This window comes from Streptomyces poonensis (assembly GCF_014650915.1).
Classification (GTDB): domain Bacteria; phylum Actinomycetota; class Actinomycetes; order Streptomycetales; family Streptomycetaceae; genus Streptomyces; species Streptomyces poonensis.
In genome coordinates this window covers 686,240-709,078 of the sequence record NZ_BMVW01000001.1, presented here as the reverse complement: position 1 = coordinate 709,078, position 22,839 = coordinate 686,240, and the positions used below count along the sequence as shown (strand labels likewise).

The 22,839-nt window shown below is 70.4% G+C and carries 22 protein-coding genes; 10 read left to right on the top strand and 12 right to left on the bottom strand.

What is annotated here, in order from left to right; translation table 11 throughout:
• Positions 1 to 4 precede the first annotated feature (4 nt).
• Positions 5 to 529 (bottom strand): PadR family transcriptional regulator, encoded by a 525-nt coding sequence (locus IE242_RS03095; protein WP_189854993.1) that lies wholly within the window; start codon positions 527 to 529, stop codon positions 5 to 7.
• Positions 530 to 868: 339 nt separating this feature from the next.
• Between IE242_RS03095 and IE242_RS03090 the strand changes: the two genes are divergently transcribed.
• Positions 869 to 3,178, top strand: a complete 2,310-nt coding sequence (locus IE242_RS03090; protein ID WP_189854991.1) for a transglycosylase domain-containing protein — start codon at positions 869 to 871, stop codon at positions 3,176 to 3,178.
• Positions 3,179 to 3,280: 102 nt separating this feature from the next.
• Here IE242_RS03090 and IE242_RS03085 read toward each other — a convergent pair whose 3' ends face one another.
• The 6 genes from IE242_RS03085 to IE242_RS03060 all read right to left on the bottom strand — a co-directional run bounded on the left by IE242_RS03085 (position 3,281) and on the right by IE242_RS03060 (position 10,165).
• Entirely contained in the window at positions 3,281 to 5,494 is a 2,214-nt protein-coding gene (locus IE242_RS03085; RefSeq protein WP_189854989.1) for an ATP-binding SpoIIE family protein phosphatase, read from the bottom strand.
• Positions 5,495 to 5,843: 349 nt separating this feature from the next.
• Positions 5,844 to 6,536: a cytidylyl-2-hydroxypropylphosphonate hydrolase gene (fomD, locus tag IE242_RS03080; RefSeq protein WP_189854987.1), complete on the bottom strand. Its 693-nt coding sequence runs from the start codon at positions 6,534 to 6,536 to the stop codon at positions 5,844 to 5,846.
• Positions 6,537 to 6,650: 114 nt separating this feature from the next.
• Complete coding sequence (locus tag IE242_RS03075) at positions 6,651 to 8,057, bottom strand: class II fumarate hydratase (RefSeq protein ID WP_189854985.1); 1,407 nt, start codon at positions 8,055 to 8,057, stop codon at positions 6,651 to 6,653.
• An 86-nt stretch (positions 8,058 to 8,143) separates the two neighbouring features.
• The gene (locus IE242_RS03070; protein WP_189854983.1) at positions 8,144 to 8,764 is read right to left on the bottom strand and encodes a GNAT family N-acetyltransferase; all 621 of its coding nucleotides are present in this window, start codon (positions 8,762 to 8,764) and stop codon (positions 8,144 to 8,146) included.
• 335 nt (positions 8,765 to 9,099) lie between these two features.
• A complete protein-coding gene (locus tag IE242_RS03065) occupies positions 9,100 to 9,300 on the bottom strand; it encodes a DUF397 domain-containing protein (protein WP_189854981.1) in 201 nt (66 codons plus the stop codon).
• A gap of 13 nt (positions 9,301 to 9,313) precedes the next feature.
• Complete coding sequence (locus IE242_RS03060) at positions 9,314 to 10,165, bottom strand: helix-turn-helix domain-containing protein (protein ID WP_189854979.1); 852 nt, start codon at positions 10,163 to 10,165, stop codon at positions 9,314 to 9,316.
• Between the two features lie 232 nt (positions 10,166 to 10,397).
• Here IE242_RS03060 and IE242_RS03055 point away from each other — a divergent pair, with 232 nt between their 5' ends.
• Genes IE242_RS03055 through IE242_RS03045 form a run of 3 tightly spaced genes read left to right on the top strand, consistent with a single transcriptional unit; the run spans position 10,398 to position 11,779 of the window.
• A complete protein-coding gene (locus IE242_RS03055; RefSeq protein ID WP_189854977.1) occupies positions 10,398 to 10,859 on the top strand; it encodes an ATP-binding protein in 462 nt (153 codons plus the stop codon).
• A 48-nt stretch (positions 10,860 to 10,907) separates the two neighbouring features.
• Positions 10,908 to 11,432 carry a hypothetical protein gene (locus IE242_RS03050; protein ID WP_189854974.1) on the top strand — a complete coding sequence of 175 codons (525 nt, stop codon included), beginning with the start codon at positions 10,908 to 10,910 and terminating at the stop codon, positions 11,430 to 11,432.
• Positions 11,429 to 11,779 (top strand): transcriptional regulator, encoded by a 351-nt coding sequence (locus IE242_RS03045; protein WP_189856506.1) that lies wholly within the window; start codon positions 11,429 to 11,431, stop codon positions 11,777 to 11,779. The genes IE242_RS03050 and IE242_RS03045 overlap by 4 nt, the downstream gene beginning before the upstream one ends.
• Positions 11,780 to 11,810: 31 nt before the next feature.
• Here IE242_RS03045 and IE242_RS03040 read toward each other — a convergent pair whose 3' ends face one another.
• A complete protein-coding gene (locus IE242_RS03040) occupies positions 11,811 to 13,478 on the bottom strand; it encodes a fumarate hydratase (RefSeq protein ID WP_189854972.1) in 1,668 nt (555 codons plus the stop codon).
• A 188-nt stretch (positions 13,479 to 13,666) separates the two neighbouring features.
• On the opposite strand from IE242_RS03040, the gene IE242_RS03035 reads away from it, so the two are divergent.
• A complete protein-coding gene (locus IE242_RS03035) occupies positions 13,667 to 14,386 on the top strand; it encodes a DUF1707 SHOCT-like domain-containing protein (RefSeq protein ID WP_189854970.1) in 720 nt (239 codons plus the stop codon).
• Positions 14,387 to 14,561: 175 nt separating this feature from the next.
• On the top strand, positions 14,562 to 14,930 hold the full coding sequence (locus IE242_RS03030; protein ID WP_078493537.1) for a WhiB family transcriptional regulator: 369 nt from the start codon (positions 14,562 to 14,564) through the stop codon (positions 14,928 to 14,930).
• 161 nt (positions 14,931 to 15,091) lie between these two features.
• Here the strand turns inward: IE242_RS03030 and glpX are convergent, their stop codons facing one another.
• Positions 15,092 to 16,123, bottom strand: a complete 1,032-nt coding sequence (glpX, locus tag IE242_RS03025; RefSeq protein WP_189854968.1) for a class II fructose-bisphosphatase — start codon at positions 16,121 to 16,123, stop codon at positions 15,092 to 15,094.
• A 207-nt stretch (positions 16,124 to 16,330) separates the two neighbouring features.
• On the opposite strand from glpX, the gene IE242_RS03020 reads away from it, so the two are divergent.
• Positions 16,331 to 16,852: a DUF4245 domain-containing protein gene (locus IE242_RS03020; RefSeq protein ID WP_189854966.1), complete on the top strand. Its 522-nt coding sequence runs from the start codon at positions 16,331 to 16,333 to the stop codon at positions 16,850 to 16,852.
• Positions 16,853 to 16,899: 47 nt separating this feature from the next.
• On the opposite strand, the gene IE242_RS03015 is transcribed toward IE242_RS03020, so the two are convergent.
• On the bottom strand, positions 16,900 to 17,163 hold the full coding sequence (locus IE242_RS03015) for an exodeoxyribonuclease VII small subunit (protein ID WP_189854964.1): 264 nt from the start codon (positions 17,161 to 17,163) through the stop codon (positions 16,900 to 16,902).
• A 10-nt stretch (positions 17,164 to 17,173) separates the two neighbouring features.
• Positions 17,174 to 18,382: an exodeoxyribonuclease VII large subunit gene (xseA, locus tag IE242_RS03010; protein WP_189854962.1), complete on the bottom strand. Its 1,209-nt coding sequence runs from the start codon at positions 18,380 to 18,382 to the stop codon at positions 17,174 to 17,176.
• A gap of 206 nt (positions 18,383 to 18,588) precedes the next feature.
• Between xseA and IE242_RS03005 the strand changes: the two genes are divergently transcribed.
• Positions 18,589 to 19,614 (top strand): 4-hydroxy-3-methylbut-2-enyl diphosphate reductase, encoded by a 1,026-nt coding sequence (locus IE242_RS03005; RefSeq protein ID WP_189854960.1) that lies wholly within the window; start codon positions 18,589 to 18,591, stop codon positions 19,612 to 19,614.
• Between the two features lie 80 nt (positions 19,615 to 19,694).
• Positions 19,695 to 20,438: a polyphosphate--glucose phosphotransferase gene (ppgK, locus tag IE242_RS03000; protein WP_189854958.1), complete on the top strand. Its 744-nt coding sequence runs from the start codon at positions 19,695 to 19,697 to the stop codon at positions 20,436 to 20,438.
• Positions 20,439 to 20,461: 23 nt separating this feature from the next.
• Here the strand turns inward: ppgK and IE242_RS02995 are convergent, their stop codons facing one another.
• Entirely contained in the window at positions 20,462 to 20,848 is a 387-nt protein-coding gene (locus tag IE242_RS02995) for a DUF6542 domain-containing protein (RefSeq protein ID WP_373299467.1), read from the bottom strand.
• A gap of 687 nt (positions 20,849 to 21,535) precedes the next feature.
• Between IE242_RS02995 and ychF the strand changes: the two genes are divergently transcribed.
• Positions 21,536 to 22,624: a redox-regulated ATPase YchF gene (gene ychF, locus IE242_RS02990; RefSeq protein ID WP_189854956.1), complete on the top strand. Its 1,089-nt coding sequence runs from the start codon at positions 21,536 to 21,538 to the stop codon at positions 22,622 to 22,624.
• Positions 22,625 to 22,839 lie beyond the last annotated feature (215 nt).

Genomic DNA, 22,839 nt, shown 5'->3' with positions numbered 1-22,839 from the left:
GCGGTCATCGGGTCACCGCCTCGGCGAGCCGGTCGAGACGGGCGGCGGTCAGCTCCAGCCAGCGCAGATCGGCCTCCAGGTGGAACAGGGCGTGGTCGCAGATCAGCTGGTCCGCGAGGTCGCCCTTGCGCTTGCGGTCGGTCAGGATGCGCATCATCCGCAGGTGCTCGGAGCGCTGGGTGTCGAGGATCCCGGCCGCGTCCCGGTGGGTGAGCAGGGCGAGGACGACCTTCGTGTAGAGGGTCGACTGGAGGTACGGCTCCGGCTTCTCGGGTGTGGCGAGCCACTGCCGGACGTCCGTGACGCCGGCGTCGGTGATCGCGTACCGCTTCCGTTCGGGGCCGCCACCCGGCTCGATGCCGTCGACCTCGACGAGGCCGTTCTTCAGCAGCCGCGACATCGTCGAGTAGACCTGGCCGTAGTGCAGCGGCCGGTCGTGACCGAACTTCTCGTCGAAGGCCCGCTTCAGGTCGTAACCGTGGCGGGGCCCGGACTCCAGGAGTCCCAGGAGGGTGTGACCGATGGACATGGGGAGGACTCTACACACGAGGTATACACACCACGTATACGTGCCGTGTATAGGTCCGTGCGCAGGTGACGATCCGGGGTGGCGGTGCATGAGAGCCCGCAGGTCAGGGGCGATTGTCACGGTTCTGCTACGGCGGCGGACGTGGCTTCGGTGCCGGATGAGGCAACCTTTCACCCTGTGGTGACGTCGGTTTCATGGGGCGGCGTGCTGATTGTCACGTCCTGAAAAGCCGGGATCGACGGTCCTTTGTCACAGCCCGCGGTGTTAGCTTGCTGGGTCGACCGACCCACACGAGTGACACGCGAGAAGGAACGAGAAGGAAGCGAGCGGACCGGAGTCATGGGACGAGCGGAAGAGAGACGAGCGCGGCAGCGCGGGGGCCGCCGCGCGGCGCCCAGGCGCTCGTCGAGGGCGGCCGGCAAGGGCGGCATACGCCGCTTCTTCGGCATCAAGAAGATCATCGGCGCGTTCTTCGGCCTCTGCCTGCTCGGCATGCTCGGCTTCATCGTGCTCTACCTGCTGATCGACATCCCCAACGGGGCGAACGCGGACGCGCAGCAGGAGACCAACGTCTACAAGTACAGCGACGGCAGCACGCTCGCCCGCAAGGGCGACGGCGTCAACCGCCAGATCGTCGACCTCGCCGAGGTCGACGAGGGCGTCCAGCACACCTTCGTCGCCGCCGAGAACAAGACGTTCTACAAGGACGCCGGCGTCGACCTCAAGGGAACGGCCCGCGGTCTGCTCAACACGCTCTCCGGCAAGGGCAAGCAGGGTGGCTCGACGATCACCCAGCAGTACGTCAAGAACTACTACCTCACCTCGGACCAGACGATCAGCCGCAAGCTGAAGGAGCTGGTCATCTCGCTGAAGGTGGACCGCGAGAAGACCAAGGACGAGATCCTCGCCGGGTACATCAACACCAGCTACTACGGCCGCGGCGCCTACGGCATCCAGGCCGCCGCCCAGGCGTACTACCGCGTGGACGCAGACAAGCTGAACGTCGCGCAGGGCGCCTACCTCGCCGCGCTGCTCCAGGCCCCGAGCCAGTACGACTGGGCCGTCGCCTCCGACACCAGCAAGAAGCTGGTCCGGGAGCGCTGGGACTACGTGCTGGACAACATGGTCGAGATGAAGTGGCTGGACGCCGGCGAGCGCGCCGACATGAAGTTCCCCGTCCCCAAGGACCCGCAGGGCGCCCCCGGCATGGAGGGGCAGACCGGCTACCTGGTGGAGGCGGCCAACGACGAGCTGGCGAAGCAGCTCGTCGCCCAGGGCTCGGCCACCGACCTGGACGAGGCCAAGGCGCTCGTCGACAAGGGCGGCTGGACCATCACGCTGAACGTCAGCAAGAAGAAGCAGGCCCAGCTGGAGAAGGCCGTCAAGGAGACCCTCACCAGCAAGCTGGACCCGGAGAAGCGGGACGTCGACGGCGATGTGCAGGCCGGTGCCGTCTCGGTCGACCCGAAGACCGGCAAGGTCCTCGCGATGTACGGCGGCGTGGGCTACACCGAGCACTACACGAACAACGCCACGCGCTCCGACTACCAGCCCGCCTCCACCTTCAAGCCGGTGATCCTCGCCGCCGCCGTGGACGAGGAGGCGACGACGCAGGACGGGCTGCCGATCACCGCGAGCACCGTCTACGACGGCACCAGCGAGCGGCCGGTCGTGGATGCGAACGGCAACGAGGTCGGATTCGCCCCGCCGAACGAGGACGACGTCGACTACGGCGACGTCACCGTGCAGGAGGCCATGAACGCCTCCGTCAACTCCGTGTTCGCGCAGATGGGCGTCGACGTCGGCATGGAGAAGGTGATGGAGGTCGCGAGCTCGCTCGGCATGGACGTCGAGGACGAGCAGGCGGTGCCCGCCCAGACCCTCGGCTCCATGGGCGCCAGCCCGCTGGAGATGGCCGGGGTGTACGCCACCCTCGACAACCACGGCAAGAAGGTCACCCCGGCGATCCTGGCCTCGGCCGAGCACCGGGACCTCGCGGTCGAGATGCCCGACCCGATCGGCGAGCAGGTCATCAGCCGCACGGCCGCCGACACGGTCACCTCGGTGCTCACCGGCGTGGTCGACGACGGCACGGCCCGGAAGTCCGTGCGCGAGAACCCGGCCCGCAGCGGTCAGCAGGTCGCCGGCAAGACCGGCACGTCCGACTTCAACAGGTCGGCGTGGTTCACCGGCTACACCCCGGACCTGGTCACCTCGGTCGGCCTGTTCGGTGAGGACTCCAAGACGCACGCCCAGGTCACCCTGCAGGGCGCGACCGGCACCCTCCCGGGCAAGGGCCGCGTCGCCGGCGGCAGCTTCCCGGCCCAGATCTGGGCCCAGTACACCTTCGGCGCGCTGGGCGGCAAGATCAGCGAGTTCGACCTGGAGACCAACCAGGGCGCCGCGGTCCAGCCGAGCCAGTCGCCGACCATCTCGGAGTCGCCGTCTGAGAGCCCCTCCGACGAGCCGACCACCGAGGAGTCGACGACGTCGGCGCCCCCGTCACAGACCCCGACCGACGAGGCGACGACGGCGGAGCCCCCGGACGACGAGGCCACGAGCAGCCCGCCCGTCAGCCCGCCGGCGAGTTCGGGGTCCGCATCGCCTCCGGACGGCGACGACGAGTGGTGGCAGGAGGAAGGCGAGTAGCGGGGGAGGGTGGTCCCGGGGGCGGTAGTCTCCGAGACGACGCGAGGGGTGGCCCGACGGGCCACCCCTTCTGCGTCACCGGCCGCGCGACCGCGTTCGGCCTCACCCCCGGTTCAGCTCGAACCACACCACCTTGCCCGCGCTGAGCCGGGTCGCACCCCACCGTCTGGCCAGCTTGTTGACCAGATACAGACCGCGCCCGCCCTCGTCGGTGGCCCGCGCCTGACGCAGCCGCGGCAGCTGCGGCACGTCGTCGGTGACCTCGCAGCGCAGCACGTCCGTGCGCAGCAGCCGCAGCGTGACCGGCCGGGACGCGTACCGCACCGCGTTGGTGACGACCTCGCTGATCAGCAGCTCCACCGAGTCGGACAGCTCCTCCAGGCCCCAGCGCGACAGCGCGTGCCGCGCGAGGCGCCGGGCGCGTCCCGGAGCCATCTCCTCCGGCTCCAGGAACCAGTACGCGACATCACTGGGCGCGATCCCGTCGAACCGGGCGGCGAGCAGCGCGATGTCGTCGTCCCGGTCGCCCGGGCCGAGCATGTCGAGCACCTCGTCGCACAGCGCCTCCAGCGGCGGCGGATGGTCCGGCCCGGTCAGCTGCGCGGTCGCGGCGAGCTTCTCGCGGAGCTGCTCTATGCCGGTCCACACGTCCCGCAGCCGGGACTCGACCAGCCCGTCGGTGTAGAGCAGGAGCGTGGCCCCGGCGGGCGCGTCCAGCTCCACGGCCTCGAAGTCCACCCCGCCCACGCCGATCGGGGCGCCCGGCGGCACCCGCAGCACCTCGGCCCGGCCGCCCAGGTGCAGCAGGACGGGCGGCGGATGTCCGGCGTTGGCGATGGTGATGCGGTGCGAGACCGGGTCGTACACCGCGTACAGGCAGGTCGCCATGCGGTCGGTGCCCAGCCGCTGGGCCTGCTCGTCGAGGTGGTGCAGCACCTCCTGCGGCGGCAGGTCCAGCCCGGCCAGGGTCTGCGCGGTGGTGCGCAGCTGCCCCATGATCGCCGCCGAGGTCATGGAGTGGCCCATGACGTCGCCGACGACCAGCGCCACCCGGCTGCCCGGCAGCGGGATCGCGTCGTACCAGTCGCCGCCTACCCGGGCGGTCTCGGCGGCCGGGAGGTAGCGGGAGGCCAGCCGCACGCCGGTGGGCCGCGGCAGGGTTTCCGGCAGCATCGTGCGCTGGAGCTCGTCCGCGATGTACGCCTCGCGGCCGTACAGCACCGCCTTGTCTATGCCGAGCGCGCTGTGCGTGGCGAGCTGGGCGGCGACCAGCAGGTCGTCCGACTCGAACGCCGGGCGCTCCGGGCGGCGCAGGAACAGCGCGGCGCCGATCACCCGGCGGCGCCCGCGCAGCGGCGCGAGGATGGCGCGCCGGCCGGGCGGCACCGTCAGATCGGCCTCGTCGCCGAGGAGTTCGGGCAGCGCGGCGCGGGCCGCGGGCGCGTCCGCGAAGACGGGCCGTACACCCCGCAGCACCTCGGCGAGCGCGCCGCCGGGCCGCACCTCGCACAGTTCGGCCGTGACCGCCGAGAGCTCGCCGCCCGGCTCGGGCGGGAGCGCGGGCAGGAAGCCGCCCTCGGTCTCCCGCTCCTCCGGTATCCGGTCGGTACGGCGCAGCCGCAGGACCACCGGACCGGTGGGCCGCTCGTCGCCGACGGGCAGCGGCTCACGGAGGAAGACGAGGATCGCGTCGGAGAACGTCGGCACGGTGGCCCGGCACAGACCCATGACGATCTCGTCCAGGTCGATACCCCGGGCGATGCGCCGGGTCGCCGCCCCGACGAACCGGAGCCGGTCGCCGTCCCGCCGCATCGGCATGGGACTGCCCGGCGCCACACCTTGCCCCTGACGCCGCTCGCCCTCACCGGACGTGCCGGGGCCACCGGGGTCACCCGGCGCGCCGGATCCGCTGGAGATGCGTTCCTGCTCGCTGCCGGGTCCCGGCTGCACGGGAATGCTCTCCGGAGCGGGGCGCGGCCGGTGCGGATGCGGGTCGGACTCGGTGACCGCGGGCTGCGCGTGCTCGGGACCACTGGTCGCGGAGGCGCCGCCGGCATCGGTACCCGCCCCGGCACCGGCGCCCTGGAGCTCCGTACCGCCGGCGGCCGGCGTGCCGCCCGGCTCGCCCGGCACGTCGGCCATGCCCGCCTGAGCGGGTAACGCGGCGGAGGGCAGCGGGGACTGTCGTGGCTGCTGGGGCGGCATCCGCAGCATGTCCTGGGTACGCAGGAGTGCCCCGCAGGGGTCCGCGGGGCCCGCGCCCGGCTGGGGGCGCTCATGGGAGGTGGGGTGCTCCGTCACGCGTGTCGAATCCATCCGTCCGGGGCTGCGCGCCGTGCGTGCAGTCGGTCCCGCAGCGAACCCGTAGTTGCGTCCCGCCGAGAACCGGATACCCGCAAGACGGGCCCCGGGAACGGAATACCCGCATGGCAAGAAGCGGTTCCGGCGCCGCGGACGGTCGTGGCGGGCCCGTCGGCGGACGGCGCGGACCGTCCGGCCGACCGTCTGAGGCCCGTACCGTTGTAGCCCTCGTACCCCTTGATCACGTCCTGCCGCCCCTCGGTGACGTACGGTCAAGCTTCGTGCTTGCTACGGAAGTTACTCCCCAGTCGCGCCCTCGCGGAGGACGATCCTACGGTTGGGTACCGGGCGCGCAACAAGGGTCTCATGAGGACACGTACGCGGGCGTACGGTCCCAGTCGTCCGGCAGTGAGGGTACGTCCCAGGCCGGATCAGGGCGCCAGTGCGGCCAGCCGTCCGAGAACGGCGGGCCCCAGGCGCGGATCACCTCCACCGCCGACTCGCCCGCCGCCCGCACCCGCTCGGCGAGCCGGGCGTCCATCAGCCCGTCCCGTTGGGCCTGGGCGAACTCGTCCTCGTCGCGCCAGTCCCAACTGCGGTCCGCGTGCACGGAGATGTCGAGAAACCAGTCCTCGGAGTCCACGCCGCCGTCCCAGCGGGTCAGCGGCTCCTCCAGGTTCACGTACCAGTTCTTGAACTGCCAGCCCGGCTCCCAGAACAGCCACACCGACCACGGCTCGCCCGGCCGCGCCAGCTTCAGCACACCCGTGCCGAACCAGCGGTCGCGCGTCACGGTCCGCGGCTTGGTGTAACGGGACTCCAGCGGCTCCCCGTTGACCGGTGTCCCGTCGACGAACACCGGCTTGACGCATTCGGTGCCGGGCGCCATCCACACCGCGAGCCCCTCGTCGTCGTCGCGCACGACGGTGACGGGACGCACGATGTGGAAGCGATCGCCGGCGTTCTCCCGGTACCGCCACAGGATGTGGCTGCCGGGAGCCCAGCGCGCCACCGGTCCGCCCGCGCCCGCCCGTTCCACCGCTCCGTCATGCGCCATGCACAGATATTAGGTGCCAGAGGCATACGACGCTGCGGGGGGAGCCGAGGTTCACGCCATGGCGGGACCCGGTTCCGGCCATGTTCCCCGGGAGTCGGGCCCGTGCGCGGGTGGTTACGGGTGAGTCATCCGCAGCACGTCCAGCGCCTCGTCGAGCTGCTCCTCGGTGAGGTCGCCGCGCTCGACGTACCCGCTCTCCAGCACGACCTCCCGGATCGTCTTCCGCTCGGAGAGGGACTTCTTGGCGACCTTCGCGGCCTCCTCGTACCCGATGTACTTGTTGAGGGGGGTCACGACGGAGGGGGACGACTCGGCGTACTCGCGGGCCCGCTCCCGGTCGGCGACGATGCCGTCCACGGTGCGGTCGGCGAGCAGCCGGGAGGCGTTGGCGAGCAGCCGGATCGACTCCAGCACGTTCTTGGCGATGACGGGCAGCATGACGTTGAGCTCGAAGTTGCCGGCGGCGCCCGCGGCGGCGACGGTCGCGTCGTTGCCCATGACCTGCGCCGCGACCATGAGCACCGCCTCCGGGATCACGGGGTTGACCTTCCCCGGCATGATCGACGACCCGGGCTGGAGATCGGGCAGCTGGATTTCGGCCAGTCCGGTGCGCGGCCCGGAGGCCATCCACCGCAGATCGTTGGCGATCTTGGTCAGCCCCACGGCGATGGTCCGCAGCTGCCCGCTGGTCTCGACGATCCCGTCCCGTGCGCCCTGCGCCTCGAAGTGGTCGCGGGCCTCGGTGAGCGGCAGCCCGGTGGCCCGCGCGACCTCGGCGATCACGGCGGCGGAGAACCCGGGCGGGGTGTTGATGCCGGTCCCGACGGCGGTCCCGCCGAGGGGCAGCTCGGCGAGCCGCGGCAGGGAGGCCCGCAGCCGCTCGATCCCGTACCGCACCTGGGCGGCGTACCCGCCGAACTCCTGCCCCAGCGTGACCGGGGTGGCGTCCATGAGATGCGTCCGCCCCGACTTCACGACGTCGGCGAACTCCTCCGACTTGCGGGAGAGGGCGGCGGCGAGGTGATCGAGAGCCGGGATCAGATCACGGGTGACGGCGGCCGTGGCGGCGATGTGGATGGAGGACGGGAACACGTCGTTGGACGACTGTGAGGCATTGACGTGGTCGTTCGGGTGCACGTCCCGCCCGAGCCGCTCGCTCGCGAGGGTGGCGACGACCTCGTTGGTGTTCATGTTGGACGAGGTGCCGCTGCCCGTCTGGAACACGTCCACGGGGAAGTGCTCGTCCCACTTCCCGTCGACGACCTCGGCCGCCGCGTCCTGAACGGCCTGCGCGATGTCCTCGTCGAGGACTCCGAGCTCCGCGTTCACCTTGGCGGCGGCGGCCTTGATCCGGGCGAGGGCCTCGATGTGCGCGCGTTCCAGGTGCTGCCCGGAGACCGGGAAGTTCTCCACGGCGCGCTGGGTCTGGGCCCGCCACTTCGCGTGGGCGGGGACGCGGACCTCGCCCATGGAGTCGTGCTCGATGCGGTAGTCGCCGGTGGCGTCATTCAGGTCGCTCATACCTGGTGAAGCGTAGTGGCGGGTGGCGATGTTCCCCGGGAGGCCGCGAGGCCGGGCGGCCCGCAGGGCGGCATCCTCCGAGCGGACTACAGGCTCCGGGCGATCCGCTTCTCGAGCCCGGCCCGGCACTCCGGCCACTCCTCCGCGATGATCGAGAAGATCGCGGAGTCACGGAGCCGGCCGTCCTCGCCCGGCGCCCACGACGGGGACCAGTTCCGCAGCACGCCCTCGAAGCGGGCGCCCACCGCCTCTATCGCGGCGCGCGAGCGGCGGTTGCGCGCGTCGGTCTTCAGGTCGACGCGGGCCACCTCCCATGTCTCGAACGCGTGCCGGAACAGCAGGTACTTGGCCTCACTGTTCACGCCGGTGCCCTGCGCCGACGCGGCGAGCCAGGTGAACCCGACCTCGACCGCGCACAGTCGGTCCCCCGCCGGCCACAGCCGTGGATCCCAGAAGGACGTCACCCCGACCGCCCGCCCCGACGCCCGGTCCACCTGCGCGTACGGTGCGAGCTTCCCGGCGGCGGTACGGGCGGCGTGGGAGTCGATGTACTCCGCGACCTCGGCGGCTCTGGGTACCCAGGTGAACCCGTACGAGCCGCGGTCCTCCTCGGCCGCCATGGCCAGGTCCGCCGCGTGGCGGTGTTCCAGGGGCTCCAGGCGCACGAGGTCGCCTTCCAGAACCGGTCCTGCCATGGTGAAGCCCATCGATCTCCCACCCCTTGTTCGTTCACGCCCGACCGCAGCGTTACAGAAGCGGGGCGTGGCGTCGCGTGAATTAGGAGGGGGGTGCGCCGCACGGGGGCCTGGACGGGATGGTGCCGGGATCAGTCGGCGGCCGGGTGGGGCATGCCTCGTACGGTGGCTATCAGCATGCCGAGTTGGTGCGTGTCGGTGTTGAGGATGGTCTCCGGGGCGTCGCTTTCGCGGAGGAGGATCGTTCCGTCGGGGGGTGGTGGCCACGTAGACGCAGTCGGAGCCGTCGGGGCTGAACGTCGACTTCTGCCAGGCGAGCATGAGAGCCACGGCCTTCACCGAGCCCGTCAGAAGGCGTTCCCAGGCAGACCTCCGACTGCGCGCAGACTGGCTATCAACGCCTGGAGCTGCCGTGGTCCCGTGGACAACATGACGTCAGTGTCCTCACTTTCGTGGAGGAGAATGCCTCCCTCGGGAGTGGCCGCGAGGTAGACGCAGGAGGACGCCGTCTCGCTGTAGGTGGACTTCTGCCAGTTGAGCTCGATCACGGTTCGTACTCCCTCAGATGTCCTTGACCATGGTGTGGATGAGCTTTCGCGATGCGGCGGGCGGAAGAGCAGCTCGCTCCATGCGGTCGAGTACGAGTCTGTACGTCTCCAGTTTTGCCGCCGCGTCGACGAGTTCGCTTCCGTGCGTGGTGTCCAACTGTGCGGTGTCCAGCGCGGTCAAGGGGCCGTGGGCGTAGTCCAGACCGTGGCCGGCCGTGGGGAACGTGGTGCCGTCGAAGGGGATGACGCGAATGGTGATGTGCGGCTGCGTGCTGATGTCGACGATGTGGTCGAGTTGGGCACGTGTCACCGCCCGGCCGCCGAACTGCATGCGCAGTGCGGCCTCGTGGATGATCGCGGTGTAGGGCACCGGTCGGTCGCGGAAGATGACTGCTTGGCGCTTCACGCGATGCGAGACACGGTGTTCGATCTCGTGGGGGTGCAGGACTGGCACGACTTCGTGGAACAGCGCGCGAGCGTGTTCCGGCGTCTGCAGCAGTCCAGGGATGTTGATGACCTGGGCGACACGCAGGGCTGATGCGTGATGCTCCATCTCGGCCAGGTCAAGTAGTGGGGACGGCAAGGAGCCGCGGTATTCCTCCCACCATCCACGGGTGCGATCCGCCGCCATATCCGCGAGCGCCTCGACCAGAGCCTGGTCGGTGCAGTCGTAGATGCGGGCGAGGGTGCGGACGCGTTCCGCGCTGACACCGAAGCGGTTGGCCTCGATGTTGCTGATCTGAGCCTGTGTCGTCCCCAGTGCCCGAGCGGCCTGAGCGGCGGTCATGCCGGCTCGTTCCCTGAGCCGGCGTAGCTCGATGCCGATCCTGAGTCGGCGAGCCGTCGGGGCACTTCTCGCTGCCATGGTCCTGCTCCGTTCTCGTACGCCTGGCGGGGCGGTCACCCGCACGAAGCAAATCCCTGAAGGTTTTGCTGAACAATGCAAAAGGTTCAGGGGTTGCAGTCTACGGTCTGACTCAAGCCACTGAATCGGCCTGGTCGACGAGCCGGAAGCGCACCGCGTACCTGTGTATGCGGCACTGCCACCGCCCGACCCGGCCGGCCGAACGCCCGAGTCCCTACGACAGGAGATCGCCGTGGTCACCGTAGCCCCGTCGCAGCACGAGACACCCGAGTTCTGGTCCTACGCCCTCCACCTGCCTTACGACCCCCGCGCCGCCCGCATCGCCCGCCGAACCCTTCGTGCCGTCCTCGCCGAGTACGGCCTGCGCGAACTCATCGACTCGGCGGAGCTGCTGGCGTCCGAGCTGGTCTCCAACGCGTACCGGCACTCCGAGGGCCCCTCCGGCCTGCGGCTCCGCGCGCTGGGTGGCGGCCGATTGCGGATGAGCGTGTGGGACGCGAACCCGCATATCCCGCCCCCGTTCGACCAGGGGCCGGGGCGGTTCCGGCCCGTGGCCGTGCCGCCGGACGGCGAGAACGGGCGCGGCCTCTTCCTCGTCAGCCATTACGCGGACGACTGGGGTGCTCGTCCCCTCGGTGATGACCTCTTCGGGCAGAGGGGCAAGTTGCTGTGGTGCGAGCTCGGCGCCCACTGATCACTGGCACTGTTGCCGTAGTGGAAAGTCACGACTAGAGTTTCCGGTATGGAAACTGACGCGGGACTCTCCGGCCGTACCCCTTCCCCGACCCCGCAGGAGGCGCTGGCAGCGCTCGCCGAAGCCGAACGCATCCGGGCCTCCACCACCGCCCTGTCGGCCACCCCCTGGCCCCTCTGGTTCACCATCGCTCTCACCATCTACCTCGCCGCCCTGCCCCTCGTGTACGGCGGTGTGGTGGCCGAAGACTCCTGGCTGCTGCCCCACGCCACCTGGTGGACGGTGCTCATGGCGATGATCGCCGTGTTCATGGCGTCGTTCGCGGCCGCCGCCCGCTCCTGGAGGCAGCGCACGGGCGTGGCGCTCCGGTTGGACGTGCTGCCCAAGCGGGCGACCGTTCCCCTGATGATCGGGGCACCCGTGCTGGTGGTGGGCTCGGCATGGGCCTTCCGGTTCACCGGCCAGGTGTGGTGGGTCGTCGTCGCCTCGGCCGTCGGTGCCGCCGTCTCCGTCGGCTTCCACCTCGCCTTCGTACGGCTGCACGGGCGCGGTACGCACGAGAGGGCGGCGTGACCGCCCGGAAGCCGGCCGACCCGGCGGCGGGCGGCTTCGACAACCTCGTCCACGCGCCCAACCGGTTGCGCATCTGCGCGCTGCTCGACACCGCCGGTGAGGCCGAGTTCGGAGTGGTGCAGGAACAACTCGGCCTGTCGGCCTCCGTCCTGAGCAAGCACGCGGGGGCGCTGATGGACGCCGGGTACGTCGAGCAGCGCAAGGCCGTACGCGACACCCGTCAGCGTGTCTGGCTGCGGCTGACCCGGCGCGGGCGCGAGGCGTACCACGGGCACCTCGCGGCGCTGCGGGCGATCATCGGGCAGGGGCCCGACGCCGAACCGCCCCCACCCGCTGTGCGCGGGTGAGGGCGGCACGTACGAACGCGGGCCGTTTCCGTTACACCAGCCCCGGCCCCCGCACCGGAATGCTCGTGAACGTCGGTGCCGGCGCCGGGTCCTTGAAGAAGTCGTTGCCCTTGTCGTCGACGACGATGAACGCCGGGAAGTCCTCCACCTCGATCTTCCAGACGGCCTCCATGCCGAGCTCCTCGTACTCGACGACCTCGACCTTCTTGATGCAGTCCTGGGCGAGGCGCGCGGCCGGGCCGCCGATGGAGCCGAGGTAGAAGCCGCCGTGCGTGCCGCACGCGTCCGTGACCTGCTGCGAGCGGTTGCCCTTCGCCAGCATCACCTTCGAACCGCCCGCCGCCTGGAACTGCTCCACGTAGGAGTCCATGCGGCCGGCCGTCGTCGGGCCGAAGGAGCCGGAGGCGTAGCCCTCGGGGGTCTTCGCCGGGCCGGCGTAGTACACCGGGTGGTCCTTCAGGTACTGCGGCATCTCCTCGCCCGCGTCCAGCCGCTCCTTGATCTTGGCGTGGGCGATGTCGCGGGCCACGACGAGCGGGCCGGAGAGGGAGAGGCGGGTCTTGACCGGGTACTTGGTCAGCTCGGCCAGGATGTCGTCCATCGGCTGGTTGAGGTCGATCTTGACGACGTCACCCTCGGACTCCAGCTGCTCGTCCGTCGTGTCCGGCAGGAACCGAGCCGGGTCGGTCTCCAGCTGCTCCAGGAAGACGCCCTCCGCCGTGATCTTGGCGACGGCCTGGCGGTCGGCCGAGCAGGACACCGCGAGCGCGACCGGGCAGGACGCGCCGTGCCGGGGGAGCCGGATGACGCGGACGTCGTGGCAGAAGTACTTGCCGCCGAACTGCGCGCCGATGCCGATCTTCTGCGTCAGCTCGAAGACCTTCTGCTCGAGGTCCTTGTCGCGGAAGCCGTGGCCGAGCGGGGAGCCCTCGGCCGGGATCTCGTCCAGGTAGTGCGCGGAGGCGTACTTCGCCGTCTTCAGGGCGTACTCGGCGCTCGTGCCGCCGACGACGATCGCCAGGTGGTACGGCGGGCAGGCGGCCGTGCCCAGCGACCGGATCTTCTCCTCCAGGAACTTCATCATGGAGGACTCGTTCAGCACGGCCTTCGTCTCCTGGTAGAGGAACGACTTGTTGGCCGAGCCGCCGCCCTTCGCCATGACCAGGAACTTGTACGCGTCGCCGTCCGTCGCGTACAGCTCGATCTGGGCCGGGAGGTTGGAGCCGGTGTTCTTCTCCTCCCACATGGTGAGCGGAGCCATCTGCGAGTAGCGCAGGTTGAGGTTCTTGTACGCGTCGTAGATGCCGCGGGAGAGCGCTTCCTCGTCGCCGCCCTCGGTCAGGACGTTCTGGCCGCGCTTGCCCATGACGATCGCCGTGCCGGTGTCCTGGCACATGGGGAGGACACCCGCGGCGGCGATGTTCGCGTTCTTCAGCAGGTCCAGGGCTACGAACTTGTCGTTGCTCGACGCCTCGGGGTCGTCGATGATGCGGCGCAGCTGCGCGAGGTGGGCCGGGCGCAGGTAGTGCTGGATGTCGTGGATGGCCTCCTCGGCGAGCTTGCGCAGCGCCTCCGGCTCCACCTTGAGGAACGTTCGCCCGCCGGCCTCGAAGGTGGAGACACCCTCGGAGGTCACCAGCCGGTAAGGGGTGGTGTCCTCTCCCATGGGGAGCAGATCGGTGTACGCGAATTCCGGCATCTCGCCTATTCCTCACTTCACAGACGGCCGCTGGCCTCCGTTGGCAGCGCCCAATCAGCGTAGAACCTGCATCGGGCAACGAGCTTGTGAGGTAAGGCTCAGTTGTGGAGGTGCGGACGTCGATTGTCGGCGTTCATTCACGGTCGTACCCCTAGTCGCGATCTATCGCGAGTGGCTATGCTGCCCACGTGGACCTTCAGAAGAGCGCCGCCGCCCAGGAACCGCTGCCGCCCGCCCAGTTGCGCGCCTCCGACGCCGACCGTGACCGGGTCGCCGACCTCCTGCGCGACGCCCTCGCCGAGGGCCGCCTCACCGCGGAGGAACACGCCGAGCGGGTCGAGGGCGTACTGGGCGCCAAGACCGTGGGTGAGCTCGACGTGTTCGTGCGGGACCTGCCGGCCGCCCACACATCTCACGCGTCCGGGGCGACCGACGCCACCGGCGTCCAAGACGTGCCGGTGCCCAACCGTCCGACGCCCGGCTCGATGCCGGCCGAAGCGGACGAGCGTGTGGTGGCCGTCTTCAGCGCGGCGATACGCAGAGGGCGCTGGCGTGCGGGTCGCCGGATCCATGCCTACGCGATCTTCGGCAGCGTGGAGATAGACCTCAGCGAGGCGCTGTTCGAGCACCGCCAGGTGATGATCAAGGCGGTCTCGGTCTTCGGCAGCGTCGAGATACGCGTTCCGGAGAACGTCTCGCTGCGCGGCAGCGGCGGCGGCGTCCTCGGCAACTTCGAGGTGGACACGCTCGATTCCGGACAGCCCGACGCGCCCGTGGTGTACGTGGACGGCCTCGCCGTACTGGGCCACATCGAGGCGAAACCGAAGCGCGGCAAGCTGATCGCCGATCTTTTCGACCGCGTCTCACGCAAGGTCGACGACGGTTTGCGCAAACACCTGGGGCATTAGCTTCTGCGAATATCGGGTGGCTTCGAAGCGTGTCGCCCCATGCGCGGCCGACCCGCGGCGCCCCTGAATTCCAGCGGTTTGCCAGCGGTTCGAAACTCAGCGCATAGGCTTGCGTACAGTGGGTAGAGCTTGCTGCATCGACTCTCGCTCGCGAAGCCGTCGTCAGGAGTAGACCGTGCTGCAACCGCCGCATTCGTCCCTGCAGGTCCGTGTTCCGTCCCAGCGGGTGCCAGTGCGCGACAGGGATCAGGACGCCCCGTGGCACACGGAGGCCGTGTGCCGGCGCGACGAGGCCGGACTGTTCTTCGCCCCTTCCAAGGAGCCCACCGCGGCCCGCCTCTCCCGGGAGGAGGCGGCCAAACGGGTCTGTGCCCGCTGCCCCGTGATGGTCGAGTGCCGCGAGCACGCGCTGCTGCAGCCGGAGCCGTACGGGGTCTGGGGCGGCCTCACCGCCGCCGAGCGCCGCGTGGTGCTGGCTCGGCGTCGTCGGCGCGACCTGGAGCTCAAGAAGGCGGCGCGGGGGACGATAGTCGCCGCCGGCTAGCCGGCACGCACGGGTACCTGCGGTGCATACGGTCCGTACGGTGCTCACGGCCCGTACGGCGCTCGTGGTTCGTACGGTACGTACGGCGAAAGGGCGCCCCCTCCGCACCTGGGACGCCCCTTCGCCGTACGGGACCGTGACGCGCTGCTGTCCTCCTGCCGCTACTTCGCGCGCTCGAAGTCGATCGAGCTGTACGCGCGCAGCTTGCTCAGCCGGTGCACCGAGTCGATCCGGCGGACCGTACCGGACTTGGAGCGCATGACGATCGAGTCGGTCGTGGCCGTCTCGGCGCGGTAGCGCACCCCGCGCAGCAGCTCCCCGTCGGTGATGCCGGTGGCGACGAAGAAGACGTTCTCGCCGGAGACCAGATCGTCCGTGGTCAGCACGCGGTCCAGGTCGTGGCCGGCGTCGATGGCCCGCTGCCGCTCCTCGTCGTCCTTCGGCCACAGCTTGCCCTGGATGACACCGCCCAGGCACTTCACGGCGCACGCCGAGATGATGCCCTCCGGCGTGCCGCCGATGCCGAGCAGCAGATCGACACCGCTGGTCTCGCGCAGCGCCAGGATCGAACCCGCGACATCGCCGTCGGAGATCAGCTTGATGCGGGCGCCGGTGTCCCGGACCTCCTTGATGAGACCCTCGTGGCGCGGCCGGTCGAGGATGACGACCGTCACGTCCTCCGGCGTGGAGCGCTTGGCCTTGGCGACCCGGCGGATGTTCACCGCCACGGGCGCGTTGATGTCGACGAAGTCGGCGGCCTCCGGCCCGGTGACCAGCTTGTCCATGTAGAACACGGCGGACGGGTCGAACATCGTGCCGCGGTCGGCGGCGGCCAGCACGGCGATCGCGTTCGGCATGCCCTTGGCCGTCAGCGTCGTACCGTCGATCGGGTCCACGGCGATGTCGCACTCGGCGCCGGTGCCGTCACCGACGCGCTCGCCGTTGAAGAGCATCGGGGCCTCGTCCTTCTCGCCCTCGCCGATGACGACGACGCCGTTCATCGACACGGTGGAGACGAGGGTGCGCATGGCGCGTACGGCGGCACCGTCGGCGCCGTTCTTGTCGCCGCGGCCGACCCAGCGGCCCGCGGCCATCGCGGCGGCCTCGGTGACGCGGACCAGTTCCAGGGCGAGGTTGCGGTCGGGGGCCTCGGAGGGGACTTCGAGTTCGGACGGCAGATGATGCTCGGTCATCGACAAACGCACCTTTCTGGTACGGCACGGATCTGCGCCCGCAGGGTTTCCTTGCAGGGTGTCCTGAGGATGGGACGGGGGACGGGGCGGGGACGCGACGGCCGGGTGAGGGTTCCAGGTACTTCCAGCTGACTCTATCGTCAGGCTGACAAAATGAGCAGGGGACCCCACGGATGAGCAGACCGGGGCACCTGCGACGATGAGTGCGTGGCAGGCATGAAAGGCAAGCAGACGGTCCGCGACATGATCCTCTCCCTGGGGCTCATCTGTGTCGCGGCCGGTGTCATCTATCTGTTCGTCCCGCACGACGACAAGGAACCCGAGCTCAAGCGGCTCGACTACCGCGTCGAGCTCCTGACGGCACGGCGGGCCGCGTCGTATCCGGTGGCCGCGCCCGAGGGCCTGCCCGACAGCTGGAAGGCGACCTCGGTCCGGTTCCAGGGCGACCAGTCCGACGCCTGGCACCTCGGTTACCACGCCCCGGACGGTCAGTACGTCGGGGTGGAGCAGTCCGCCGCCGAGAAGACGTCCGAGTTCATCGAGGACGCGACCCAGGGAGCCGAGAAGACCGAGGACACCGAGGAGATCGGCGGCCGCACCTGGCAGCGGTACGAGGGCGAACGCTACGACGCCCTCGTGCTCCCGGGCGAGGGGTCGACGACCGTGGTGACGGGGTCGGCGTCGTTCGCGCAGCTGAGGACGATGGCGGAGGCGCTGGAGACGGAGTGACGGACTGCGCGGGGTGACGTACTGCCCGGTGGCCGCGGAGTGACGTACTACTCGGCGGCCGGCCCGCCCTCGCCGCCGTCCGGGCTCCCGTTCCCGTCCTCGTCCTCCGCCAGCGCCGCGTCCAGCCGCTTGCGCGCGCCGTCGAGCCAGCGGCGGCACACCTTGGCCAGCTCCTCGCCGCGCTCCCACAGGGCGAGGGACTCCTCCAGGGTCGTACCGCCCGCCTCCAGCCGCCGTACGACCTCGATCAGCTCGTCACGCGCCTGCTCGTAGCCGAGCGACCCGGCGCCCTCACTCACCTTGCTGGTCATGCTTCCCACCCTAAGCGTCCCTTCGTACGGTCATCTCGCCCCCGGCCACCCGGGCCCGCAGCGGCTCGTCCCCCGTGACCTCCTCCGGCGCGCGGACGACATGGCCGTCGGCCTTCTGGAGCACCGCGTAGCCCCGCTGGAGCGTCGCGGCGGGGGAGAGGGCCACCACGCGCGCGTGGGTGTGCGTCAGCTCCGACGAGGAGCGGTCCAGATGGTGGCCGAAGCAGCGGCGGCCACGGGCGAGCAGTGCGTCGACCTGGTCCGCGCGCTCGTCGATCATGCGGTGCGGGTCCTCCATCGACGGGCGGGCCAGCGCATGGGCGAGCCCGCGCTCCTCGCGCTCCACCAGCGCCTCCACGCTCCGCCGCGCACGGTCGCGCAGCCAGCGCACCCGCTCGTTCTCCTCGCCCACGTCCGGCACGACCTTCTTGGCGGCGTCGGTCGGCGTGGACGCGCGCAGGTCGGCCACGTAGTCGAGGAGCGGGGTGTCCGGCTCGTGCCCGATCGCCGACACCACCGGCGTACGGCAGGACGCGACGGTCCGTACCAGCTCCTCGTCGGAGAACGGCAGCAGGTCCTCCACGCTGCCCCCGCCCCGCGCCACGATGATCACGTCGACGTCGTCGAGCGCGTCCAGCTCCTTCACGGCCTGGACGACCTGCGGCACCGCGTGGACGCCCTGCACGGCGACGTTGCGCACCTCGAAGCGGACGGCCGGCCAGCGGTGCCGGGCGTTCTCCAGCACGTCCCGCTCGGCGGCCGAGGCGCGGCCGCAGACCAGCCCGACCAGCTGCGGCAGGAACGGCAGCGGCTTCTTGCGCTCGGGCGCGAACAGTCCCTCCGCGGTCAGCGACTTCTTCAGCTGTTCGAGCCGCGCGAGCAGCTCGCCCACGCCGACCGGCCGTATCTCGGCGGCCCGCAGGGAGAGCTGGCCCCGTGGCGCGTACCACTCCGGCTTCGCGTGCACCACGACGCGGGCGCCCTCGCTGACGACGTCGGCGATCGCGTCGAACACCTGCCGGTAGCAGGTCACGCTCACCGAGATGTCGTGCGACGGATCGCGCAGCGTCATGAAGACGACGCCCGCTCCGGGGCGCCGCGACAACTGGGTGATCTGCCCCTCGACCCACACGGCGCCGAGCCGGTCGATCCATCCCCCGATGAGCCGCGACACCTCGCCGACGGGCAGCGGGGCGTCCGCGGACGTAGTCAGTGCCATGCGCCCGAGGGTAGTGGGCACCACCGACAGAGCCGACGGACGCACGCCCGACAGAGCCGACGGACGCGCGCTCGAACAGAGCCACCGGACACACGGCCGACAGAGCCGACGGGCGTGCGCTCGACAGAGCCGACGGGCGTGCGCCCCCTTGATGCCCCGCTGCCCCAGGGGGCGTGCTCCACGGGCCACCGGGCGAGGCCCTTACGATGGTCCGCATGACTGCTCAGCCTGGCCGCCGTGTCCTCCTCGCCGCCCCGCGCGGTTACTGCGCCGGTGTCGACCGTGCCGTGATCGCTGTGGAGAAGGCCCTGGAGCAGTACGGGGCCCCGGTCTACGTCCGGCACGAGATCGTCCACAACAAGTACGTCGTGCAGACCCTGGAGAAAAAGGGTGCGATCTTCGTGGAGCAGACGGAGGAGGTGCCGCCGGGGAACATCGTCATGTTCTCCGCGCACGGTGTCGCCCCGACCGTCCACGAGGAGGCCAAGCGCGGCAGCCTCGCGACCATCGACGCGACCTGCCCGCTGGTCACCAAGGTCCACAAGGAAGCGATCCGCTACGCGAACGACGACTTCGACATCCTCCTGATCGGGCACGAGGGCCACGAAGAGGTCATCGGCACCTCCGGTGAGGCGCCGGACCACATCCAGCTGGTCGACGGCCCCGAGGACGTCGCCAAGGTCGAGGTCCGCGACCCGTCCATGGTGGTCTGGCTCTCCCAGACCACGCTCTCCGTCGACGAGACCATGGAGACGGTCGACGCGCTGAAGGACAAGTTCCCGCAGCTCGTCTCCCCGCCCAGCGACGACATCTGCTACGCCACGCAGAACCGCCAGCTCGCCGTGAAGCAGATGGGCGCCGAGGCGGACCTGGTGATCGTGGTCGGCTCGCGCAACTCCTCGAACTCCAAGCGGCTCGTGGAGGTCGCCAAGCTCGCCGGCGCGCGCGACGCGCACCTGGTCGACTTCGCCGACGAGATCGACGAGGCCTGGCTGGAGGGCGTCTCGACGGTCGGCGTCACCTCGGGCGCCTCCGTGCCGGAGGTCCTCGTGGAGCAGGTCCTGGAGTGGCTGTCCCAGCGGGACTTCGAGGACGTCGAGATCGTCAAGGCCGCCGAGGAGTCGATCACCTTCTCCCTGCCGAAGGAGCTCCGTCGCGACCTGCGCGAGGAGGCGGCGGCGCTGATGGCGGAGCGCACGGGACAGGCTCCGGAGACTCCGGTCGGCGAGTAGCGCGCCGGCGCCCCGGAAACCGCGGGAGGCTCTGCGAGGGCGGGGGCGTCACTGTCCGTCGTACGACGTAACGTAGAGCCATGCAGATCTTCGGTGTGGACATCGGCGGATCCGGGATCAAGGGTGCCCCGGTGGACCTGGAGCGGGGCGACCTGGCGGACGAGCGGTACAAGGTGCTGACCCCGCACCCGGCGACGCCGGACGCGGTGGCCGACGGCGTGCGGCAGGTCGTCGACCACTTCGGCTGGACGGGACCGGTCGGTGCCACCTTCCCCGGCGTGGTCACGGGCGGCTCCACGATCCGTACGGCGGCCAACGTCGACAAGAACTGGATCGGCGTCGACGCGCGCGCCCTGCTCGGCGAGCGCCTGGGCGGCCTGCCGGTGACGGTGCTCAACGACGCCGACGCGGCGGGCGTGGCCGAGATGCGGTTCGGCGCCGGCCGGGACCGGCGGGGCACGGTCATCATGCTCACCTTCGGCACCGGCATCGGCAGCGCGGTGTTCGTGGACGGCGCCCTCGTGCCGAACACGGAACTGGGCCACCTGGAGCTGAACGGCCACGACGCGGAGAAGCGCGCCTCCAGCAAGGTCAAGGACGACCAGGACCTCTCCTGGGAGCAGTGGGCCCGCCGTGTCACCAAGTACCTGGCGCACGTGGAGATGCTCTTCTCGCCGGAGCTGTTCATCATCGGCGGTGGCGTGAGCCGCAAGTCCCACAAGTTCCTGCCGCTGATCGAGGGCATCACGGCGGAGATCGTCCCGGCGGAGCTGCAGAACAACGCGGGGATCGTGGGGGCGGCGATGCGGGCGGCGCAGGGTTAGCGGCCCGGTTCGCGCGGCCCGGTTCAAGCGGTGCGGCGTCGCGCCTGAGCCGGTGGCAGGGGAAGCCCGACCCGCCCCCGGTCCCGCTGCCGGGCGGCGGCCCTGCGGCGCATCAGCCGGAGCTTCCGTACGGTCGCGATGACACCGGCGGCGAGCGTGCCGCCGTACAGCCAGCCCGCGGCCATGGCGAGCGCGGTGACCAGGCCGACCAGGCGCCCCGGGAGACCGTCGCCGTCGGCCACGGTGAGCAGCCCGAGGGCGAACGCGATGGGCACGATCACGGGCGCGGTGACCGTGTCGCTCCGCCGCACCCACAACGCCGTCAGCGCGCTGACGGGCAGGAACAGCGCGCCGTACACCGCCAGCGACGCCTCGAACAGCAGGCGGTCCAGGCCGCCGAGCGCGAGCATCGACACCCCGCAGAAGAGCCCGCCGCCGAGCCCGGTGAGCCGAGGATTCGGCAGCCGCCGTACGGCACCGGCCGCAGGGGACCGGCGCCGTACGGCACCGGCCGCGGCGGGCCGGGGCTGCGGGGACCTCGGCGGGGCAGGGGAGCGCCGTACAGCCGAGCGCCGTACGGCCTCGCGCCCCCGCGCCTGCCCCGCACGGCTCGCCCGAGGCGGAGGACCCGGAGGCCCCGGAGGACTCGGCGGCCCTGAACGACTCGGCGAACCCGGAAGACCCGACGGACCCGACGGACCCGACGGACCCGACGGACCCGACGGACCTGGCGGACCCGGAAGGCCCGACGGACGTACGGGCCTGCCCGGGCCCCCACGTCCGCCGCCCCGCGCCGCCTGGGGCGGAAGAGGCGTGCCACGGCGCTGTCCGGGCTGAGAACGCGTCCTGTATTGCTCCTTCTGCTCCATCAGACCAACTTAGGTCGGTTCATGTGGTGAATCGCACCTCTGACACGCCGTACGGCGGAGCTTGACCTGGCGTTCGACGGGCCCGCCGGAACGGGAGCCCGCACGCCGTAGACTGGTGGATCGGCCCGCGCGTCACCCCTGTCAGCCATCCGGCCATGAGAGACCGGGGCCACGGGTCAGGAAGCCCGAAGCCCAGTCCTTTCATCCTCACGTACGGGAAGTCGCAACGTGTCGCTCACGATCGGAATCGTCGGTCTGCCCAACGTCGGCAAGTCGACCCTGTTCAACGCCCTGACCAAGAACGACGTGCTGGCGGCCAACTACCCGTTCGCCACGATCGAGCCGAACGTCGGCGTCGTGGGCGTCCCGGACACCCGCCTGGACAAGCTGGCCGAGATCTTCGGCTCCCAGCGCGTCCTCCCGGCAACCGTCGACTTCGTCGACATCGCGGGCATCGTGCGCGGCGCCAGCGAGGGCGAGGGCCTCGGCAACAAGTTCCTCGCGAACATCCGCGAGTCGGACGCGATCTGCCAGGTCATCCGCGCCTTCAAGGACGAGAACGTCGTCCACGTCGACGGCAAGGTCTCGCCGAAGGACGACATCGAGACGATCAACACCGAGCTGATCCTCGCGGACCTCCAGACGATCGAGAAGGTGCTCCCCCGCCTCCAGAAGGAGTCGCGGATCAAGAAGGACGTGGCGCCCAAGGTCAAGGCGGTCGAGGAGGCGAAGGAGATCCTGGAGAAGGGCGACACGCTCTTCGCCCACGGCATCGTCCAGGGCAGCGAGCGCGCCGAGCTCCTCCACGACCTGCACCTCCTCACCACGAAGCCCTTCCTCTACGTCTTCAACGTCGACGAGGACGAGCTGACCGACGAGGACTTCAAGAACGAGCAGCGCGCCCTGGTCGCCCCCGCCGAGGCCATCTTCCTCAACGCCAAGCTGGAGGCGGACCTCGCCGAGCTCGACGAGGAGGACGCCCTGGAGCTCCTCCAGTCGGTCGGCGCCGACGAGCCCGGCCTCGCGACCCTCGCCCGCGTCGGCTTCGACACCCTCGGCCTGCAGACCTACCTGACAGCCGGCCCCAAGGAGTCCCGCGCCTGGACCATCAAGAAGGGCGCCACCGCTCCCGAGGCCGCCGGTGTCATCCACACCGACTTCCAGAAGGGCTTCATCAAGGCCGAGGTCATCTCCTTCGGGGACCTGGTCGAGACGGGCTCCGTCGCCGAGGCGCGCGCCAAGGGCAAGGCGCGCATGGAGGGCAAGGAGTATGTGATGCAGGACGGGGACGTGGTGGAGTTCCGGTTCAACGTGTGACCGTTCCGGCTTCCTGGCCTCGGCAATGAAGCCGCAGGTCAGGAAGCTTGTCGAGGGGTATGACTGCCGCGTTCGCGGAGTTCGCCCACAACGTCCGTGAGCTGGCGTCACCGCAGCCGTTCGCATGTGTTCGCATGTGCCGTGGTGATGCGTGATCCCTGCCCCCCGGTCGGCCGGACAAGAGGGTAGTCCGACCCGGGGGTGCGTCGGCAACG

Excerpts from the sequence above, each read along its gene's own strand:
- IE242_RS03005 (WP_189854960.1), top strand. The coding sequence starts at position 18,589 with ATGGTCCGCATGACTGCTCAGCCTGGCCGCCGTGTCCTCCTCGCCGCC.
- ppgK (WP_189854958.1), top strand. The coding sequence starts at position 19,695 with ATGCAGATCTTCGGTGTGGACATCGGCGGATCCGGGATCAAGGGTGCC.
- glpX (WP_189854968.1), bottom strand. The coding sequence starts at position 16,123 with ATGACCGAGCATCATCTGCCGTCCGAACTCGAAGTCCCCTCCGAGGCC.
- IE242_RS03050 (WP_189854974.1), top strand. The coding sequence starts at position 10,908 with ATGGAAACTGACGCGGGACTCTCCGGCCGTACCCCTTCCCCGACCCCG.
- xseA (WP_189854962.1), bottom strand. The coding sequence starts at position 18,382 with ATGGCACTGACTACGTCCGCGGACGCCCCGCTGCCCGTCGGCGAGGTG.
- IE242_RS03060 (WP_189854979.1), bottom strand. The coding sequence starts at position 10,165 with ATGGCAGCGAGAAGTGCCCCGACGGCTCGCCGACTCAGGATCGGCATC.
- IE242_RS03095 (WP_189854993.1), bottom strand. The coding sequence starts at position 529 with ATGTCCATCGGTCACACCCTCCTGGGACTCCTGGAGTCCGGGCCCCGC.
- IE242_RS02995 (WP_373299467.1), bottom strand. The coding sequence starts at position 20,848 with ATGCTCGCGCTCGGCGGCCTGGACCGCCTGCTGTTCGAGGCGTCGCTG.
- IE242_RS03015 (WP_189854964.1), bottom strand. The coding sequence starts at position 17,163 with ATGACCAGCAAGGTGAGTGAGGGCGCCGGGTCGCTCGGCTACGAGCAG.
- fomD (WP_189854987.1), bottom strand. The coding sequence starts at position 6,536 with ATGGCGCATGACGGAGCGGTGGAACGGGCGGGCGCGGGCGGACCGGTG.
- IE242_RS03040 (WP_189854972.1), bottom strand. The coding sequence starts at position 13,478 with ATGCCGGAATTCGCGTACACCGATCTGCTCCCCATGGGAGAGGACACC.
- IE242_RS03075 (WP_189854985.1), bottom strand. The coding sequence starts at position 8,057 with ATGAGCGACCTGAATGACGCCACCGGCGACTACCGCATCGAGCACGAC.
- IE242_RS03090 (WP_189854991.1), top strand. The coding sequence starts at position 869 with ATGGGACGAGCGGAAGAGAGACGAGCGCGGCAGCGCGGGGGCCGCCGC.
- IE242_RS03085 (WP_189854989.1), bottom strand. The coding sequence starts at position 5,494 with ATGGATTCGACACGCGTGACGGAGCACCCCACCTCCCATGAGCGCCCC.
- IE242_RS03070 (WP_189854983.1), bottom strand. The coding sequence starts at position 8,764 with ATGGGCTTCACCATGGCAGGACCGGTTCTGGAAGGCGACCTCGTGCGC.